The 17,222-nt window shown below is 72.5% G+C and carries 17 protein-coding genes and 1 tRNA gene; 3 read left to right on the plus strand and 15 right to left on the minus strand.

Annotated elements, in window-relative coordinates; translation table 11 throughout:
- Window positions 1–16: 16 nt before the first annotated feature.
- Window positions 17–2,356: an ArnT family glycosyltransferase gene (locus MID12_RS16600; RefSeq protein ID WP_263168194.1), complete on the plus strand. Its 2,340-nt coding sequence runs from the start codon at window positions 17–19 to the stop codon at window positions 2,354–2,356.
- A 190-nt stretch (window positions 2,357–2,546) separates the two neighbouring features.
- Here the strand turns inward: MID12_RS16600 and MID12_RS16605 are convergent, their stop codons facing one another.
- From MID12_RS16605 to MID12_RS16625, 5 genes are all read right to left on the minus strand, one after another.
- A complete protein-coding gene (locus MID12_RS16605) occupies window positions 2,547–3,416 on the minus strand; it encodes a hypothetical protein (protein WP_263168196.1) in 870 nt (289 codons plus the stop codon).
- Between the two features lie 115 nt (window positions 3,417–3,531).
- Window positions 3,532–4,395, minus strand: coding sequence for an endonuclease/exonuclease/phosphatase family protein (locus MID12_RS16610; protein ID WP_237282785.1), 864 nt, complete (start codon window positions 4,393–4,395; stop codon window positions 3,532–3,534).
- A gap of 395 nt (window positions 4,396–4,790) precedes the next feature.
- Window positions 4,791–5,618 (minus strand): YceI family protein, encoded by an 828-nt coding sequence (locus tag MID12_RS16615; protein WP_040251582.1) that lies wholly within the window; start codon window positions 5,616–5,618, stop codon window positions 4,791–4,793.
- A 219-nt stretch (window positions 5,619–5,837) separates the two neighbouring features.
- The gene (locus MID12_RS16620) at window positions 5,838–8,336 is read right to left on the minus strand and encodes an MFS transporter (RefSeq protein WP_263168200.1); all 2,499 of its coding nucleotides are present in this window, start codon (window positions 8,334–8,336) and stop codon (window positions 5,838–5,840) included.
- Between the two features lie 33 nt (window positions 8,337–8,369).
- Entirely contained in the window at window positions 8,370–8,930 is a 561-nt protein-coding gene (locus tag MID12_RS16625) for a MarR family winged helix-turn-helix transcriptional regulator (RefSeq protein WP_078845029.1), read from the minus strand.
- A 291-nt stretch (window positions 8,931–9,221) separates the two neighbouring features.
- On the opposite strand from MID12_RS16625, the gene MID12_RS16630 reads away from it, so the two are divergent.
- A complete protein-coding gene (locus MID12_RS16630; RefSeq protein WP_040251587.1) occupies window positions 9,222–9,434 on the plus strand; it encodes a hypothetical protein in 213 nt (70 codons plus the stop codon).
- A gap of 115 nt (window positions 9,435–9,549) precedes the next feature.
- Here the strand turns inward: MID12_RS16630 and MID12_RS16635 are convergent, their stop codons facing one another.
- From MID12_RS16635 to MID12_RS16675, 9 genes are all read right to left on the minus strand, one after another.
- On the minus strand, window positions 9,550–10,392 hold the full coding sequence (locus MID12_RS16635; protein ID WP_040251589.1) for an RNA polymerase sigma factor SigF: 843 nt from the start codon (window positions 10,390–10,392) through the stop codon (window positions 9,550–9,552).
- Between the two features lie 247 nt (window positions 10,393–10,639).
- A complete protein-coding gene (locus MID12_RS16640; RefSeq protein ID WP_411576964.1) occupies window positions 10,640–11,611 on the minus strand; it encodes an RNA polymerase sigma factor SigF in 972 nt (323 codons plus the stop codon).
- 297 nt (window positions 11,612–11,908) lie between these two features.
- On the minus strand, window positions 11,909–12,202 hold the full coding sequence (locus MID12_RS16645) for a Dabb family protein (RefSeq protein ID WP_263168202.1): 294 nt from the start codon (window positions 12,200–12,202) through the stop codon (window positions 11,909–11,911).
- A gap of 93 nt (window positions 12,203–12,295) precedes the next feature.
- Window positions 12,296–12,478 carry a hypothetical protein gene (locus MID12_RS16650; protein ID WP_040251595.1) on the minus strand — a complete coding sequence of 61 codons (183 nt, stop codon included), beginning with the start codon at window positions 12,476–12,478 and terminating at the stop codon, window positions 12,296–12,298.
- 297 nt (window positions 12,479–12,775) lie between these two features.
- Window positions 12,776–13,480: a TIGR02391 family protein gene (locus tag MID12_RS16655; RefSeq protein ID WP_263168205.1), complete on the minus strand. Its 705-nt coding sequence runs from the start codon at window positions 13,478–13,480 to the stop codon at window positions 12,776–12,778.
- Between the two features lie 131 nt (window positions 13,481–13,611).
- Window positions 13,612–13,696, minus strand: a tRNA-Ser gene (locus MID12_RS16660).
- Window positions 13,697–13,774: 78 nt separating this feature from the next.
- A complete protein-coding gene (tadA, locus tag MID12_RS16665; RefSeq protein ID WP_411576965.1) occupies window positions 13,775–14,308 on the minus strand; it encodes a tRNA adenosine(34) deaminase TadA in 534 nt (177 codons plus the stop codon).
- A gap of 122 nt (window positions 14,309–14,430) precedes the next feature.
- Complete coding sequence (locus tag MID12_RS16670; protein WP_040251601.1) at window positions 14,431–14,985, minus strand: hypothetical protein; 555 nt, start codon at window positions 14,983–14,985, stop codon at window positions 14,431–14,433.
- 218 nt (window positions 14,986–15,203) lie between these two features.
- Window positions 15,204–15,440, minus strand: coding sequence for a hypothetical protein (locus MID12_RS16675; protein ID WP_063778659.1), 237 nt, complete (start codon window positions 15,438–15,440; stop codon window positions 15,204–15,206).
- Window positions 15,441–15,537: 97 nt separating this feature from the next.
- Here MID12_RS16675 and upp point away from each other — a divergent pair, with 97 nt between their 5' ends.
- Window positions 15,538–16,173 carry a uracil phosphoribosyltransferase gene (upp, locus tag MID12_RS16680; protein ID WP_040251603.1) on the plus strand — a complete coding sequence of 212 codons (636 nt, stop codon included), beginning with the start codon at window positions 15,538–15,540 and terminating at the stop codon, window positions 16,171–16,173.
- Window positions 16,174–16,501: 328 nt separating this feature from the next.
- Here the strand turns inward: upp and MID12_RS16685 are convergent, their stop codons facing one another.
- A complete protein-coding gene (locus MID12_RS16685) occupies window positions 16,502–17,158 on the minus strand; it encodes a LytR C-terminal domain-containing protein (protein ID WP_263168209.1) in 657 nt (218 codons plus the stop codon).
- Window positions 17,159–17,222 lie beyond the last annotated feature (64 nt).

Here is a 17,222-nt window from a genome sequence, read left to right on the forward strand (position 1 = left end):
GACGATGAGCAGGACGATGAGCAGCCATACCGAGACCCTCCGCCCCGCCGCCCCCGGCGCCCGGCCCCCGGACCGGCTGTCCGCCGTCTCGGCCCGCGCCGCCCGGGGCGCCGCGCGGCTGTGGCGCGGTCGCCCGGAGGACGCCCGCTGGGTGCGGCCCGCCTTCCTCGGGCTGCTGCTCCTGGTCGCGGTCGGCTACCTCTGGGACCTCAGCGCCTCCGGCTGGTCCAACTCCTTCTACTCGGCGGCGGCCCAGGCGGGCAGCGCGGACTGGAAGGCCTTCTTCTTCGGTTCGCTGGACGCGGGCAACGCGATCACCGTGGACAAGCCCCCGGCCGCGCTCTGGCCGATGGCGCTCTCGGTACGCCTCTTCGGCCTCGACTCCTGGGCGATCCTGGTGCCCGAGGCGCTGATGGGCGTGGGCACGGCGGCCGTGCTGTACGCGGCGGTGCGGCGCCGGTTCAGCGCCGCGGCCGGACTCCTCGCGGTCGCCGTCTTCGCCACCACCCCGGTCGCGGCGCTGATGTTCCGCTTCAACAACCCGGACGCGCTGCTCACCCTCCTGATGACGGTGACGGTGTACGCGGTGCTGCGCGCCCTGGAGGCCGGACGCACCGCCTGGCTGCTCCTCGCGGGAGCCGCCGTCGGCCTCGCCTTCCTCACCAAGACCCTCCAGGCCTTCCTGATCCTGCCGCCGCTCGCCCTGGTGTACGCGGTCTGCGCGCCGGTGCCGCTGCGCCGCAGGCTGGGTCAACTCCTGCTCTCCGGAGTGGTGTTGGTGTTCGCGGGCGGCTGGTGGGTGGCGCTCGTCGAGCTCTGGCCCGCCGGTTCGCGGCCTTATATCGGCGGCTCCCAGCACAACTCCTTCCTGGAGCTGACCTTCGGCTACAACGGCCTCGGCCGCATCAACGGCAACGAGACCGGCAGCGTCGGCGGCGGAGGCGGGCCGGGCGGGGGCGGCGGCCGCTGGGGCGACACCGGGCTGCTGCGCATGCTCGACGAGTCCACCGGCGCCCAGGTCGCCTGGCTGCTGCCCGCCGCGCTGCTCCTGCTGATCGCCGGACTCGTCCTCACCCGCCGGGCGCCGCGCACCGACACGGCGCGCGCGGCCCACCTCGCCTGGGGCGGCTCCCTGCTCGCCACCGGCCTGGTCTTCAGCTTCATGGCGGGGATCTTCCACCAGTACTACACGGTGGCCCTCGCCCCGTACCTCGCCGCCGTCGTGGCGATGGGCGCGACCGGCCTCTGGGAGCGCCGCGCCGAGGCCTGGCCCGCGCTGCTGCTCGGCGCCGCCGTCGCGGGCACCGCCGTCTGGGCCCATGTCCTGCTGAAGCGCACCCCCGACCACCTGCCCTGGCTGCGCTGGGCCGTCCTCCTCGGCGGCCTCGCGGCGGCTGTCCTGCTGGCCCTCGCGCCGCGGCTGCACCGCGCCTTGGCCCGCGGCGCCCTCGCCCTGGCCCTCGCGGCCTGCCTGGCGGGCCCGGTCGCGTACACCCTGTCGACCCTCAACTCCCCGCACACCGGCTCGATTCCGACGGCCGGACCGGCGGGCGCGGGCATGCCCGGCTTCGGCGGCGGCCGCGGCCCCGGGGGAGGAGCCGGGGGCCCGGGCGGCCCCGGCGGCAACTTCCCCGGCGGCGGCCAGGGCGGCAACGGCCAGGGCGGCAACGCTCCGGGCGGCAACGGTGCGGGCGGCGGCGCCGGACAGGGCCCCGGTGGCGCCTTCCCCGGCGGCGGACAAGGCCCCGGCGGCCAGGCACCCGGCGGCCAGGGCAACGGCCGAGGCGGCTTCCCCGGTGGCTTCCCCGGCGGAGGTACGGGCGGCGGTGCCGAACGCCCCGGCGGACGCGGCGGCGGTGGCGGAATGGGCGGCCTGCTCGGCGGTCAGCAGGTGAGCGCGAAGGCGTCCGCACTGCTGAAGAAGGACGCCGACCGGTACACCTGGGCAGCGGCGGCGATCGGCTCCCAGAACGCGGCGAGCTACCAACTCTCCACCGGTAAGCCCGTGATGGCGATCGGCGGCTTCAACGGCACCGACCCCTCCCCGACCCTCGCCCAGTTCCAGCAGTACGTGGCGGACGGCCGTATCCACTACTTCCTCGCCGGAGGCGGCATGGGAGGCGGCCGCATGGACGGCGGCACGGAGACGCCCGGCGGCCGCACGGGCGGCGGCGAACGCGGCACCTCCTCGGCCGTCTCCACCTGGGTCGAGTCCCACTTCACCAAGGTGACGGTCGGCGAATCCACCTTCTACGACCTGACGAAGGAGAAGTCGACGACGGACGGGAAGTCGACGGCGAAGGGTCAGCGGGGGACGGTCAAGGAGGCGAACTCCAAGGCGACGGCGAGCAGTTAGCCGGTACGAAGCCGAAGCTCGGGGGATGAGGGGAGGGACCGGGGCCGGGAGCGGGAGCGGCTCCGGTCCCGGCTTCCGTGAAACGCCCGCCCACCAGCCGACGACTCACCCGTCAACCGCCTTGCCCACCGGCCGACTTGAGTCCCTCGGCGTCTCGGCCCCTTGGTGTCTCAATCCCCCGGTCGGCGCCTCAGGCCTGCCACTCCCCGATCCGGTCCCACATCGCGTTCAGGTGCCGCTCGGCCATCCGGTGGGGGCTCAACTCGCCTGCCCGCTGGGCCACATCCTGCATCAGGGTGATCCCGCCCGCCGCGTTCAGCCGGTGCCCGATCGCCCGGATCTCCGCCAACTCGGCCAGCTCGGGAGGGACTTCCCCACCCCGTCGGACCAGCTCGTCCAGGCCTTTCCGGTCGTGCCACTGGTCCCGCTGCTCCTCGTCCAGCCGGTCGTAGCGACCGTACGCGGTCTCCACCAGGCGGACGAGCTCGACGGCGGTCTTCTCGTGCCCCTCGCCGAGGAGTTCGGCCTCCAGGAAGTCGCGGCGCTCCGGCGGGCAGGTCTCGCGCAGCAGCCGGGTCGCGCGGCGGGCCTGCACGGGGGTGTACCCCGAGGGCACGAAGCCGCGGGAGAGGACGACGGTGACCACGGTGCGCAGGTCGTCGTCGGCGCCGACGCGCCAGAGGGCCCCGGCGGCCTCGCGCGCCACCCGGTCGTCGAGGAGCAGATCGACCACGTGGTTCGCGTGGCTGCCCTCCAGGCGCGGGGAGCGCAGGCACTGGACGATCACGGCGGGGTCCGGGTGGCCGAGGAGGGCGAGCAGCCAGAGGTCGCGCAGGTGCTCGTCCCCGGAGGCGTACTCCTGGAAGTCCGGGTCCGCCGGGAAGAGCGAGGGCATCGGCTCCTGCTGGAGGAAGTCCTCGACATCGAGCACCGCCGGGACCCGGATCGGCCGGTGGTCCCAGACCCGGGACGCCCACTCCTCGCCGATCACCGTGTACCCGGTGCCGCCCTCCAAGCCCGTACCGGCGTCCTCCTTGCGCCGCTTCCTCCGGAAGAACACCCTCGACCTCCTGACGCGGACCGGCCCTCGCCTCTGACAGCGGGGCCAATCCTCGCAGAGCCCGTACCCTCCCGGAAGGCATGCGGCGGACCGCCTCCCCTGCCCGTGCCCGGCCTCAACGCCCCTTGCGCAGCCGGAGGTCGGCGACGACCGGCAGGTGGTCCGAGGCGAGGCTCGCGACCACCCGGGCATCCCGGACGCGTACCCCCTCGCCCACCGCCACATAGTCGATCCGCTTGACCGGGTCCTGTGCCGGATAGCTCGGGCCCGAAGGGTCGGCGTCCGTCAACTCCCGCCACAGGGGCGCGAGTTCGGGTGCGGTCGGTTCGGCGTTGAAGTCGCCGAGGAGGATCTGGCGGGGGCAGCGGCCGTGCCGGTCGCAGTCCTCGGCCATCAGGCGGCGGGTGTCGGCGACCTGGGCGGTGCGCACCGCGGGGTCGCCCCGGTAGTCCAGGTGCGTGGCGTAGACGTGCACCGGCACCCCGCGGACCCGTACGACGACCTCGGGGAAGCCGGGGGCCGGGGCGGGCACCGGGTCCGGGTCCTGGGTGGAGAGCCGGGTGATCGCGTGGTTGTGCGCCTCGGTGATCGGGTACCGGGAGAGCACCGCGAGCCCGAACTCGCGCCGCGGACCGCCCTCGGCGGCCGGGTCGAGGCTGTATATCGGCGCGAAGTAGACGTGCATACCGAGGCGTCGGGCGAGTTCGCCGGCCAGGTCGCGCCACTGGCTGCGGGCGTCCCAGTGGACGTCGACCTCCTCCAGGCCGATCACCTCGGCACCCAGCGCGCGCAGCGCCGCCTCCTGCCGGTCGAGGTCGAAGACGTTGTCCATGCCCGCCCCGGCGTGGATGTTGTACGTGGCCACCCGCAGCGGCACCGCGCCGTGCCGCCGCCCGGCCGGGGACTCGGCCCCCGCGGGCGGGGCGGCGAGGACGGCGAGCAGCCCGGCACCGAGCAGCGCGGCCAGGGGGGCACGCAACCGCCGCGCACACAGCGCGCGCCGGTCGGATGACCCGGAACGGACAGATGAGGCCCCGGACCGGACAGATGAGGCCCCGGACCGGACAGATGATGACCCGGAACGAACAGGTGATCCGGAACGGATAGATGCCCCGGAGCGGATAGATGGCCCGGACCAGACAGGTAATCCGGACCGGACAGCTGACCCAGACCGGACAGACGGCCCGGACCCGACAGCTGACCCGGACCGGACAGGTGACCCGCGACGGGTACGGAACGCGCGGCGGGTGCGGAAAAGGAGGGACAAGGGCAAGGGCACCGGCATCCGACACTCCCCTTTTTTCAGTTCTCCGCCCCATACCGTACCGCCGGGGGAGGCTCTTGGCCCGGCCCCGGACACGGCGGGTTCCCGCGCTACACCTCGGGCAGCGACTCCCCCCGCACCGCCTGGATGTCCAGCTCCACGCGGAGGGTGGTGCCGATCGCGGCCATGCCGGTCTGGAGCACCTGGTTGTAGTTCATCGCGAAGTCCTCGCGGCGCAGTTCGGCGGTGGCGCGGAAGGCGGCCCGCAGTCCGCCCCAGGGGTCGGGCCCGGTGCCGAGGTAGCTCAGGTCGAGCTCCACCTCGCGCAGGACGCCGTGCAGGCCGAGTTCGCCGTGCACGGTCCAGCGGTCGGTGCCCGCCGGGGTGAGGCCGTGGGAGCGGTAGGTGATCTCCGGGTAGCGCTCGACGTCCAGGAAGTCGGGGGACTTCAGGTGCCCGTCGCGCATCGCGTTGCCGGTGTCGATGGAGGCCGAGCGGATGACGGCCTCCACCCGGGACTTGGCGATGTCCGCCTGGTCGGCCGCGATCTCGATCCGCGCCCCGAAGTCCAGGAACCGCCCCCGCACACTGGAGATCCCCAGGTGCTGGGCGATCGCGCCCACCGAGGAGTGCACCGGGTCGACGGTCCAGGGCCCGGGCGGCGGGAGTTCGCCGCCGCCCTGCCGGGCGAGCACGATCCGGCCGAGGTCGACCCGGCCCGAGGCGGTCACCAGGGCGCTCTGCGCCAGCGGCTGGTAGCCGATGGCGGTCACGATCACCGTGTAGGCGCCGGGGGCGAGGTCGGTGGGCTCCTGGACGGCGCCGTCCTCGTCGACCTCGGTACGCAGCACCTGCGTACCCGTCATATCGGTCAGCGTGACGACCGCGTGCGGCACCGCCCAGCCGTCCCGCGTACCGATGCGTGCGCTCAGTGCCATCGCGTTCTCTCCTTGCGTGCCGGGCGCGCTGCGGGCGTGCCCGGGGTGGTCTCGCTGTGGGTCCGGTCCGCCCGGGGAAGGGCAGGGTGGGCCCCCGGCGGGGGCAGCGGCCGTCCCCTGCCGCCGCCCGCCTGCCGGGGGCCTTCTCCCGCGGTCCGTGCGGTGCCTCCGCTCAGGACACCCTGCACGGCCCGCGGGGATCTGGGGAACGCCCTCGGACTACTCGGCCGGGTGGGCGAGTTCGATGTCGTGGCCGACGGCGTCGCTGCCGGTCACGGTGAGGGCGGTCGCGGCGGGCGGGTAGCCGGTGGCGATCACCGTGTACTCGCCCGCGTCCAGGTCGGTGAAGGCGTACGCGCCGTCCGCGCCGGTGGTCGCGAGGGCGACCACATTGCCGGCCGCGTCGACCAGGGTGATCCTGGCGTCCGTGAGCGGCCGCCCGCCGGCGTGCACGGTGCCCTGCACCTCGGCGCCCGGGCTCAGTTCGACCTCGATCCGGGTCACCCCGGTGGTGCCGACCTCGACGGGCCGGGCGTGCGGACGGTGTCCGGCCGCGTTCACCGCGAGGGTGACCGGGCCCGGCACCAGGTCCCCGAAGAGGAACTCGCCCAGTTCGCTGGTGGCCGCCGTCGCGAGCACGTCGCCGCGCACATCGGTGACCACCACCATCGCCGCCTTCACCGGCGCCCCGGTCCCCGCGTCCCGCACCAGCCCGGCGAGCCCGCTGGTCCCGCTGAGCAGCAGGTCGTACGTGACCGGCTCCCCGGCGACCACGACGGTGGCCGCCTGCGGCTGGTACCGCCCGGCGGCGGCGATCAGCACATAGGTGCCCGGGCCCGGCGCCGTCAGCTTGTAGCTGCCGTCCGGGCCGGTGAAGGCGCGGCCCGCCTGGCGTCCGGCCAGCGAGGTCAGGGTGACCGCGCCGCCCGCCACCGGGGCGTGCTCGGCGCCGCGGACATGGCCGGTGATCAGGACGCCGTCCGGCTGCCCGGCGGCCTCCCCGGTCACCAGGAGCGGCGTGGTGGCCTCCTCGGAGACCGCGTCGGTCTCGGCGGGGAGCCGGGCGCCGCCGAGCGGGTCGGCCGCGGCGGTGTCCGCCGGTTCCGAGGCGGCGGCCTGCTGGAGACCGGCGGCGGTGCGCAGCGGGACCTCCTTGATGAACACCACGGCGATCAGGGCGAGCAGGCCCATCGGCGCCGCGTAGAGGAAGACGTCCGCGATGCCGTGTCCGTAGGCGCTCTCCATGATCTGGCGCAGCGGCGCGGGCATCGCGTCCAGGTCGGGGATGGCGCCGTGGCCGCGGTCGGCCTGGGCGGCGAGCTTGGCGCCCTCGGGGCCGAGGTCGGTCAGTCCGTCCTTGACGTAGTCGGGGATGCGGTGGGCCATCAGCGCGCCGAGCGCGGAGACGCCCATCGCGCCGCCGAGGGAGCGGAAGAAGGTGACCACCGAGGAGGCGGCGCCGAGGTCGGAGGGCGCGACCTGGTTCTGCGTGCAGAGCACCAGGTTCTGCATCATCATGCCGACGCCGAGGCCCAGCAGGCCCATGTAGAGCGAGAGCCGCCAGTATTCGGTGTCGTAGCGCATGGTGCCGAGCAGGCCGAGGCCGGCGGTCACCAGCACACCGCCCGCGAGCAGCCAGGCCTTCCAGCGGCCGGTCTTGGTGATGACCTGTCCGGCGACGGTGGAGGAGAGGAAGAGCCCGCCGATCATCGGGATGGTCATGACGCCGGACATGGTCGGCGACTTGCCGCGCGCCAGCTGGAAGTACTGGCTGAAGTAGACCGTGCCCGCGAACATCGCCACGCCCACGAAGAGCGAGGACAGCGAGGCCAGCGTGATGGTGGGGTTGCGGAACAGGCGCAGCGGGATGATCGGCTCGCTGGCCTTCGACTCGACGAGCAGGAAGAGCAGCGCGAGCAGTACCGCGCCGCCGACCATCGCGTACGTCTGCACCGAGAGCCAGTCGTACTTGTCCCCGGCGAAGGTGACCCAGACCAGGAGCAGGCAGACCGCGGCGGTGATGAAGAAGGCGCCGCCCCAGTCGACCTTGACGTCGCGCTTGACGACCGGCAGGTGCAGGGTGCGCTGGAGCACGATCAGCGCGATCACCGCGAAGGGCACGCCGACGTAGAAGCACCAGCGCCAGCCCAGCCAGGAGGTGTCGGTGATGACGCCGCCGAGCAGCGGGCCGCCGACGGTGGCGACCGCGAAGGTTGCGCCGAGGTAGCCGCTGTAGCGCCCGCGTTCGCGCGGGGAGATCATCGCGGCCATCACGATCTGGGCGAGCGCGGAGAGGCCGCCGACGCCGATGCCCTGCACGACCCGGCAGGCGATCAGCATCTCCGGGTTCTGCGAGAGCCCCGCGACGACCGAACCGGCGACGTAGACGACCAGGGATATCTGGACGAGCGCCTTCTTGGAGAACAGGTCGGAGAGCTTGCCCCACAGCGGGGTGCTCGCCGTCATCGAGAGCAGGGCCGCGGTGACGACCCAGGTGTAGGCGCTCTGCCCGCCGCCGAGATCACCGATGATCTCCGGCAGGGCGTTGGAGACGATGGTGGAGGACAGGATGGCGACGAACATGCCGAGCAGCAGCCCGGACAGCGCCTCCATGATCTGGCGGTGCGTCATCGGGGCGTCGTCCTGCGGGTGGTGCTGACGCGCCCCGCCATGCTTGGCATGGCTGCCCCGCACACCGGCCGGTGTGGTCGTGGCCATGGATTTCCTTTGCTTACGCGGGTGTACGGGTGGTTACGCGGGTGAACCGGCGGCCCGGTCCCCGGCCGGTGACGGCGGGTCGAGCGTAGGCGGTTCGGGGCCGGAGTGGCGCGGGCGCCCGCTCTCGCGCGGCCCGGGGGTGAGCGGGCGGGCGCGGGCGGGCGTGCGGCAGTCGCCGAAGCTGGCCCGCAGTTTGGTCATCAGCCGGATCAGCTCGCCGACCTCGGTGTCCGACCAGTCGCCCAGCTGCTCGGCGAGGCGCTCGGCGGTCCGCTCGGACAGCTCGTCCAGCTTGCCCGCGCCGGCCGCGGTCAGGCGCAGCAGCCGCGAGCGCTTGTCGGCGGGGTCGGGCAGCCGCTCGATCCAGCCGCGGTCCGCGACATGGGCGACGTGGCGGCTGGTCACCGACATGTCGACGGCGAGCAGCTCGGCGAGGCGGCTCATCCGCATCTCGCCGCCGCGGGCCAGCGCGAGCAGCACCGCCGCCGCGGCGGGCGGGCAGTCCGCGGGCAGTGCCCGGGCGAGGTCGCGCTTGACCGCGTTGACCGTGTTGAGCTGGCGGGCCAGCTCCTCGTACTGCTCCTGCGCCGCCATGCCGCCTCTCCGGCTCCGGGGGATTTCGTTGCTTGCGGCAACCATAGAATCGGTTGGTTGCCGCAGGCAAACGAAAGGGGCCCGAGACGGCTAAAGAAGGGGCAAAGGTATCGGCGGGTCCGGATAAAAGCCCTGGTGAGGCGGGATTCCGGGGATCGCCGCCGGAAAGGGGCAGGCGGCAGCGGCCCAGCCGCCCGCGGCGGCCCGGCGGCACGGAAACCCGTGCGCGGTGGCCCCGAACCGCCCGTCCGGGCTTGGGCGGAGCACCCGACTTCGCTAGGGTCCTGGCCCATGGCACACAACCCCCAAGCCCCTCAGGGCCCCGAGGGTCACGACCCGTCGGGCAGCACCCAGATGTTCCGCGCCTTCGTCGACGAGGGCGGCGGTCCGCAGGCGCGCCCGCAGGCGGCGGCCTCCTCCTCCGGCTCGCGCCTCGGCGTGATCGTCGGCGTGGTGGTCGTCCTCGCCGTGGTCGCGGCGGTGGCCTGGCTCGCCCTGGGCTGAGCCCGGTCACGGGTCGGGGCGCGTACCGGCAAGGGGGCGCGCCCGGGCCCACGGCTCGGCTCGGTTCGGCTGGCTTCGGCGACGACCGCGGCCGCTGGTGCGGCGGTGGCCGCGGTCAGTCCGAGATCAGGCCCTCGCGCAGCTGGGCGAGGGTGCGGGTGAGCAGCCGGGAGACGTGCATCTGCGAGATGCCGACCTCCTCGCCGATCTGCGACTGCGTCATATTGGCGAAGAAGCGCAGCATGATGATCTGCCGTTCGCGCGGCGGGAGTTTGGCGAGCAGCGGCTTCAGCGACTCGCGGTACTCCACCCCCTCCAGCGCGCTGTCCTCGTACCCCAGGCGGTCGGCGAGCGAGCCCTCGCCGCCGTCGTCCTCGGGGGCAGGGGAGTCCAGCGAGGAGGCGGTGTAGGCGTTGCCCACCGCGAGACCGTCGACCACGTCCTCCTCGGACACGCCCAGTACGGCGGCGAGTTCGGCGACGGTGGGCGAGCGGTCGAGCTTCTGCGAGAGCTCGTCGCTGGCCTTGGTGAGCGCGAGCCGCAGCTCCTGGAGGCGGCGCGGGACGCGCACCGACCAGGAGGTGTCCCGGAAGAAGCGCTTGATCTCGCCGACCACGGTCGGCATCGCGAACGTCGGGAACTCCACGCCGCGTTCGCAGTCGAAACGGTCGATCGCCTTGATGAGGCCGATGGTGCCGACCTGGACGATGTCCTCCATCGGTTCGTTGCGGCTGCGGAAGCGCGCCGCGGCGTACCGGACCAGGGGGAGGTTGAGTTCGATCAGGGTGTCGCGCACATAGGCGCGTTCCGGGCTGTCCTGGTCGAGCGCGGAGAGCCGCAGGAACAGGGAGCGGGACAGGGTCCGGGTGTCGATGCCTTCCGAGCTGTGGAGCACGTCGGGTGCGGACTCGCTCTTGCTGAGTGTCAGCACCTTCGAGCTGCCCTGTTCTGCGGACATGCCACCCCCTTGAGGTCGCGTAACGGTCGCGGTGGGCGCTCCCGTCCAAAGGAACGCAGCCTCCACCTGAATACCGGCTGCGGAGGCCCCCCAAACGCACTTCCCGCAGAATGTCACAAGTCGGCAACACGCTGTAGTGACTTGTCGACATCTGCTCCCGGCATCCGCCCAGCAAGCGCGGGGTGCGCGCCAACTGCCGTGGCGCAGCTCACATCTGACGCCCCGGCAGCCGCTCCACCCCTGAGGGCTACGCCTCGATCCTGTTTGCGGAGCGAAGCCGTGCGAAGCTCCGGGCGAGGAGTCTTGACACATGCATCTGCGAGACGCCCAGCTCCGCGCTGATCTGCGACTGCGTCAGGTTGTTGTAGTACCGCAGGAGCAGGATCCGCTGCTCGCGCTCGGGCAGCTGGACGAGCAGATGCCGTACCAGATCGCGGTGTTCGACGCCGTCCAGCGCCGGGTCCTCGTAGCCGAGCCGGTCCACCAGGCCGGGCAGTCCGTCGCCCTCCTGCGCCGCCTCCAGCGAGGTCGCGTGGTAGGAGCGGCCCGCCTCGATGCAGGCCAGCACCTCCTCCTCGGTGATCCGCAGCCGCTCCGCGATCTCCGCGGTGGTCGGCGAGCGCCCGAAGGCGGTGGTGAGGTCCTCGGTCGCCCCGGTCACCTGCACCCACAGCTCGTGCAGCCGCCGGGGTACGTGCACGGTACGGACGTTGTCCCGGAAGTAACGTTTGATCTCGCCGATCACCGTGGGCATCGCGAAGGTCGGGAACTGCACCCCGCGCTCCGGGTCGAAGCGGTCGATGGCGTTGATGAGCCCGATGGTGCCGACCTGGACGACGTCCTCCATCGGCTCGTTGCGGCTGCGGAAACGTGCCGCCGCGTACCGGACGAGCGGCAGGTTCGCCTCGATCAGCGCGGCCCGCACCCGGGTGTGCCGGGTGGTCCCCGGCTGCAGCGTGCTGAGCTCCGCGAAGAGGAGCTGGGTCAGCGCGCGGGTGTCCGCACCGCGCCGCTTCGCGGGCTCCTCACCGGGGTCCTGCCGCTCCGTGTCCCGCTCGGCGCGCTCCACGTGCTCTGCGCGTTCGTCCCGTTCCTCGCGGTCGCCCCGGTCGTCCCCGCCGTCCCGTACCGCTCGTACCTGCTGCTCGTCCCGCACCTCCGTGTCCCGCTCGTCCGATTCCCGCTGGGGTGGAGTCTGAGGCGCAGTCCTGGCCGGCACGGTCGACGCCACCCCTCTTCGGAACATCGGAACAATCGGGACCTCGGAAGATGTATGGATGGGTAACTCTTCCGTCAAAAGCGGTCATAGCATCACAAGACATGCGCACCCTAAGCAAGCACCGCTTGACTCCGTGTTGACCGGCGGATCGGGGGCGGATCGCCGGGGCTCGGCGGGCGGCGCATCGGGGGCTCGGCGGGCGGAGCGACCGCTGCCGGGCGCGTGCGTCGGCAGGTGGCGCAAGGGGGCGCCGCCCTCGGACTCCCCTCTCAGGGCGCCGCGCTCGGAACTCCGCCCTCAGAACTCGTAGTCGGCGATCACCCAGGTGGCGAACTCGCGCCAGAGCGCGGCGGCGGCCTGGTGCGCCGGGTGTTCGAGATAGCGGCGCAGCGCCTCGGTGTCCTCGACGGCCGAGTTGATGGCGAAGTCGTAGGCGATCGGCCGCTCGGTGATGTTCCAGGCGCACTCCCAGAACCGCAGCTCCTCGATCTCCCCGCCCAGCGCCCGGAAGGCCTCCACCCCGGCCCGCACACGCGGCTCCTCGCGCCGCACACCGTCGTTGAGCTTGAACAGGACGAGGTGGCGGATCACGTGCGCTCCCTGGGTGCCGGTGCGGCGGTGCGGCTGGTGCGGCGATATGGCGTTACGGGTACGGGCGGCCCCGGGTGGGACCGCGGCTGCGGCCTAGTTGTCCTTGCCGCCGTTGGCCGCCCAGGTCATGAACTCACCGATGGACTTGGCGGCGCTGGATATCCCCTCGAAGCCCATCTGCACGTAGTCGGCGGCCTTGGCCGGGTCGGTGATGATCACGTAGAGGACGAAGACCGCGACGACGTAGACGGCGATCTTCTTCGACTGCACACCCACGCTGTGGCTCCCCTTGCCCGATGTCCCTCGTACTCCCCGCCTGACGGCGGCGAGTGTATCCCGCCCGGCTTCCGCGGCCATGGGGGAGAGTCCGCGCGCATCCGGCATTCCCTGATCAATGGGGCCGCGCGGAAGCGGGAGTTGGGCCGCCGTCCGCCCTTCCGTGGCCCGATCTCGCGGGTGCGGGACCGGGGCGCCCCGCGGCCTCGGGCGGGGGAGTCCGCCGGGGGCCCGGGGCGCCGGGGGAGGCGACGCGGCCGAGGAGTGGGCGGATGAGGGCAGACCCGCCTCATCCGATCACGTTAAGACCACGCACTGCTCGATGAAGCTTGCAACAAGGCTGAACGTGGCTAGCTGTTCCAAAGCTTCCTGCTCCGCCAAGTCGCCTGTTTCGTGAGCAGCGGGGTTCCGGAACGCGGCGAAGGCGCCCTGACCAAGTAGCAGGGCGCCTCGCTGGCGCGTCTGGACTCCTGGATCTGTTTGGTCGCCAGGAAGCCGCAGTCGAGGCTTACCCGCTTCTGGAGCCTTGTCGCTGAAAGCCTCTTGGAGGAGCTTGGTATCCGACACATCACGCCGACCGAGTTTGTCCTGAAGGTGGGCATTAACCGAGTTGGCGGCGGCATGGACCGCAGCTCGATAGTGGTTGGACTCCCAGAAGGTCAGGGCCGCGTCCCAGACCCACGGGTGAAGTCCATCAGCGCGGAAGGATGGCCCTTCTGGAGCGAGGCGAACTTCCCACTCATCCATGTCTGCGAGTATGCCGATGCCACGCCTGATCTCATCGACGTTGATCGTCAGTCCGCTCCACTCATCCTCACCGAGGATCTCCTTCTCTCCAGACTGAGGATCAAGACGGTGCAAGATCTTCAGCACTGTCGGCTCAGCCTCGAATAGCCGCTTCCGCTCCTGCGATGAGTCGTGCTGGGCGAACCGGATCCCCCAGTACAGGGTTGTCAGTTCGTCGAAGGCTTCGAGCTTCTGCCGCATCCACTCACGATCCACCTGTGGAGCGTAGATGGCGGGGCAGCTGGATCGGTGGGGTTTTTCTGCGCTCGACAGGCCAACTGAAACGGCAACTGAGACAGAGATGCACGAAGGGCCCGACTCGATGAGCCGGACCCTTCGTCTACCTGCGGTAGCGGAGGGATTTGAACCCTCGGTGACTTGCGCCACACTCGCTTTCGAGGCGAGCTCCTTCGGCCGCTCGGACACGCTACCGAGAGAGATCCTAGCCCACAGTCGGCGTGCGCCGAAATCCGTATCCGGGGGTCCGCACCGGCCCGGACACGGCGGCCCTCAGCGGGTGCGGAAGAACTCCGTGAGGAGGCGGGCGCACTCCTCGGCGAGGACGCCGGGGACCACCTCGGGGCGGTGGTTGAGGCGCCGGTCGCGGACCACGTCCCAGAGGGAGCCCACCGCCCCGGCCTTCTCGTCGCGGGCGCCGTAGACCACGCGGCCGAGGCGGGAGAGGACGATCGCCCCCGCGCACATCGTGCAGGGCTCCAGGGTGACCACCAGGGTGCAGTCCACCAGGCGCCATTCGCCGCGGCGGTCGGCGGCCCGGCGGATGGCGAGGACCTCGGCGTGCGCGGTGGGGTCGCCGGTCGCCTCCCGCTCGTTGTGCGCCGCGGCGAGCGGGCTCCCGTCGGGCGCGAGCACCACCGCGCCCACGGGGACGTCGCCGCCCGGCACCGCGAGCCGGGCCTGCTCCAGGGCGAGCCCCATCGCCGTACGCCAGGGATCGCGCAGCGGGTCCGCGTCCGGGCCGGGATCCGGCACCCGGTACGGCCGCGGGTCCGGGTCCGGGGTGCCGTCCTGCGCAGTGCTCATGCAGCGGAACCTACCGCCGGAGGCCGCCCGGCGGACGCGAGGGGGGAGGGGGATGGGGAGGGCGACGGCTGCCCGGAGCCCCGGCCCCGACCTCGACCCCAACCCAACCAACCCCACCCCGCCTAGCGCACCGTCTCCAGAACCTCCGCCGCGCCCAGGGTCTCCGCGATCTCGCCGAGGGCGTCGTTGCTCGCGAGGGCGAGCAGGTCGGCCTCCGCGACGCCGAGGTCGGCGAGGACGGTGCGGTCGCCGAGGGGGCCCGCGGGGAGCGGGTCGAGGGCGTCGATGCCGTCGTCGTCCTCGGCCCCGGTGTCCTGGTCCGCCCCGGGTTCGCCGTCCTCGGTGCCGTCGAGGTCGAGCGAGTCCAGGTCGGCGCCGTCGTCGTCGGCTCCCGGTTCCCGGCCGAGGAGTTCGTCGGTGAGCAGGATCTCCCCGTACGAACTCCGCGCGGCGGCGGAGGCGTCGGAGACGTAGATACGCGGATCGTCCTCGCCCTCGACCCGGACGACGCCGAACCAGGCGTCCTCCTGTTCCACGAGGACGAGCACCGTGTCGTCGTCGACCGAGGCCTCGCGGGCGAGGTCGGTCAGGTCCGACAGGGTCTCCACATCGTCGAGCTCTGTGTCGCTCGCTTCCCACCCGTCTTCGGTGCGCGCGAGCAGTGCGGCGAAATACACCGTGACTCTCCCACTGTCTAGGGCCGGTTGGGGTTTCCCCGGCGGAGGCTGCGGGCGGGAACGCAGGCGCGACCCCGCCATCGGAATCGTGGCAGATACAGCGCCGTCAGGAGAGGTCTTCCGCCCGCTGTGTTTCGCGCGCCTCGTCACAGTGGCGCCGTCCGGGGTCCGCGCCCGCCCGGGCCCCGCCCGGCGTCGGGGGCCCGTTCACCACCCGTTCACCAGCGGAAGGTCCGCATGCGCATCTGCTGGCGCATCCGCGCGGCCCGGGCGCGCCGCGGCTGGACCCGGTCGCGCAGTTCCCGTGCCTCGTTCAGGTCGCGCAGGAACTGGGCACGGCGCTTGCGGCGCTCGGCCTCGGTCAGCTCCGGGCCGCCCAGGGGGCCGTCCGCCCCCGGCAGCGGTTCCGCGCTCCCGGCGCCCGCTTCGGCGCTGCTCTGCTCCTGCTCCGGCATCGGCTACACCACCCCGGTCGATCCCTCTCACTTTCCCCCGGGTGGCCCGTTTGATGCCAGCGCGGGGCCGCCGGTGCCCTTGGCTACGCTGGTCGGTATGCGTCTCCACGTCGTCGACCATCCGCTGGTCGCCCACAAGCTCACCACCCTGCGCGACCGCCGCACCGACTCCGCCACCTTCCGGCGCCTCGCCGACGAGCTGGTCACCCTGCTCGCCTACGAGGCCACCCGGGACGTGCGCACGGAGCAGGTCGACCTCGAGACGCCCGTCTCGCGGACCACCGGCGTCAAGCTGGCCCGTCCCCGGCCGCTGGTCGTGCCGATCCTGCGCGCCGGTCTCGGCATGCTCGACGGCATGGTGCGGCTGCTGCCCACCGCCGAGGTCGGCTTCCTCGGCATGATCCGCAACGAGGAGACCCTCCAGGCCTCCACCTACGCCACCCGGATGCCGGAGGACCTCTCCGGCCGGCAGGTCTACGTCCTCGACCCGATGCTCGCCACCGGCGGCACCCTGGTCGCCGCGATACGCGAGCTGATCCGCCGCGGCGCCGACGACGTCACCGCGGTGGTCCTCCTCGCGGCCCCCGAGGGCGTCGAGGTCATGGAACGGGAACTGGCCGGGACCCCGGTCACCGTCGTCACCGCCTCCGTCGACGAGCGCCTCAACGAGAACGGCTACATCGTCCCGGGCCTCGGCGACGCCGGGGACCGGATGTACGGGGCGGCCGAGTAGCCCCGGAGCCGCTCGGACCGCGCATATCGGCCAGTATGCGAAAACCAGCCAGGAATATGGCCAGATCAAGGTCAGGGACGTGGCCGAAAAGAAGGGGGTCGCCCGCACACGGGGGCGGCCCCTTCGGCGTACGGCATCCGGCATGCGGACGGGTGCTCCGGCTGAGCGCGCGGCGCCCACGGGGCCGCGTACGGGATACCGGACCGTGTACGGGGTGCAGGCTCCCGTACGGCATGCGGCATGCGGCATGCGGCATGCGGCATGCGGCGTGCGGCAAACGGCACGCGGGACCGTCGCGCGCGAAGACGCGGAGAGCGGCCGGGCCCCCTCAGCGGCAGTTGCTGCCCGAGGGCTTCGGTGCGGGGGAGGGGTGGCTCAGCCGGTCCAGGGCGCGGGTGGCGGTGGCCTTCGGGGCGAGCTTCTTGAAGGCGGTGCCGAGGATCAGGTCGACCTTGGCGTCCTTGCGGGCGTCGGCGCGCTTCTCGGCGCCCCCGAGCTGGGTGGCGAGCACCGGCAGCGAGGTGTCCAGGGCGGTCGTACGGCCGAGGAGGAGGCCGGTGCCGCGGACCTTCTTGTCGTACTCCTTGGTGGCGTTGCCGACCTCGCCGATCTTGAAGCCGCGCTTCTTCAGCTCGTCGGCGGTGTCCTTGGCGAGACCGCTACGGGGCGTGGCGTTGAAGACGTTGACGGTGATCTTGCCGGGCGCGGGCGGCTTCGCGCCGGAGCCGGTCTTGCCGCCCTCGGCCGAGGCGCTGGCCGAGGCGCTCGGCGAGCAGGCGGGCGAGGTGGCCGCGGCGGTGTCGCCGCCGCCGGAGAAGACGTCGATGAGCTGCAGGGTTCCCCAGCCGACCATGCCGAGGGCGGCGGCGGAGGCGATCGCGGCGAGCGTCCACCGGCCACGGCGGCGGGGCCTGCGCATGCGCGGATACTTCGATCCGGTGATGCGGTAGCGGCGACCCATGCCGGGGGGAGTGAGCATGCTCATGGGCGCAGCGTAGTGCGACGAGCGGACAATGCCTACCAGATGATCAACGCCTTGTTGCCGGTCC

It is taken from the genome of Streptomyces sp. SCSIO ZS0520, from assembly GCF_025643355.1.
Classification (GTDB): Bacteria; Actinomycetota; Actinomycetes; order Streptomycetales; family Streptomycetaceae; genus Streptomyces; species Streptomyces physcomitrii.

Bases quoted from the DNA above. Each gene is read 5' to 3' on its own strand.
- MID12_RS16615 (WP_040251582.1), bottom strand. From the start codon at position 5,618: ATGGCACTGAGCGCACGCATCGGTACGCGGGACGGCTGGGCGGTGCCG.
- MID12_RS16620 (WP_263168200.1), bottom strand. From the start codon at position 8,336: ATGGCCACGACCACACCGGCCGGTGTGCGGGGCAGCCATGCCAAGCAT.
- MID12_RS16635 (WP_040251589.1), bottom strand. From the start codon at position 10,392: ATGTCCGCAGAACAGGGCAGCTCGAAGGTGCTGACACTCAGCAAGAGC.
- MID12_RS16625 (WP_078845029.1), bottom strand. From the start codon at position 8,930: ATGGCGGCGCAGGAGCAGTACGAGGAGCTGGCCCGCCAGCTCAACACG.
- tadA (WP_411576965.1), bottom strand. From the start codon at position 14,308: ATGAGCACTGCGCAGGACGGCACCCCGGACCCGGACCCGCGGCCGTAC.
- MID12_RS16675 (WP_063778659.1), bottom strand. From the start codon at position 15,440: ATGCCGGAGCAGGAGCAGAGCAGCGCCGAAGCGGGCGCCGGGAGCGCG.
- MID12_RS16685 (WP_263168209.1), bottom strand. From the start codon at position 17,158: ATGAGCATGCTCACTCCCCCCGGCATGGGTCGCCGCTACCGCATCACC.
- MID12_RS16600 (WP_263168194.1), top strand. From the start codon at position 17: ATGAGCAGCCATACCGAGACCCTCCGCCCCGCCGCCCCCGGCGCCCGG.
- upp (WP_040251603.1), top strand. From the start codon at position 15,538: ATGCGTCTCCACGTCGTCGACCATCCGCTGGTCGCCCACAAGCTCACC.
- MID12_RS16630 (WP_040251587.1), top strand. From the start codon at position 9,222: ATGGCACACAACCCCCAAGCCCCTCAGGGCCCCGAGGGTCACGACCCG.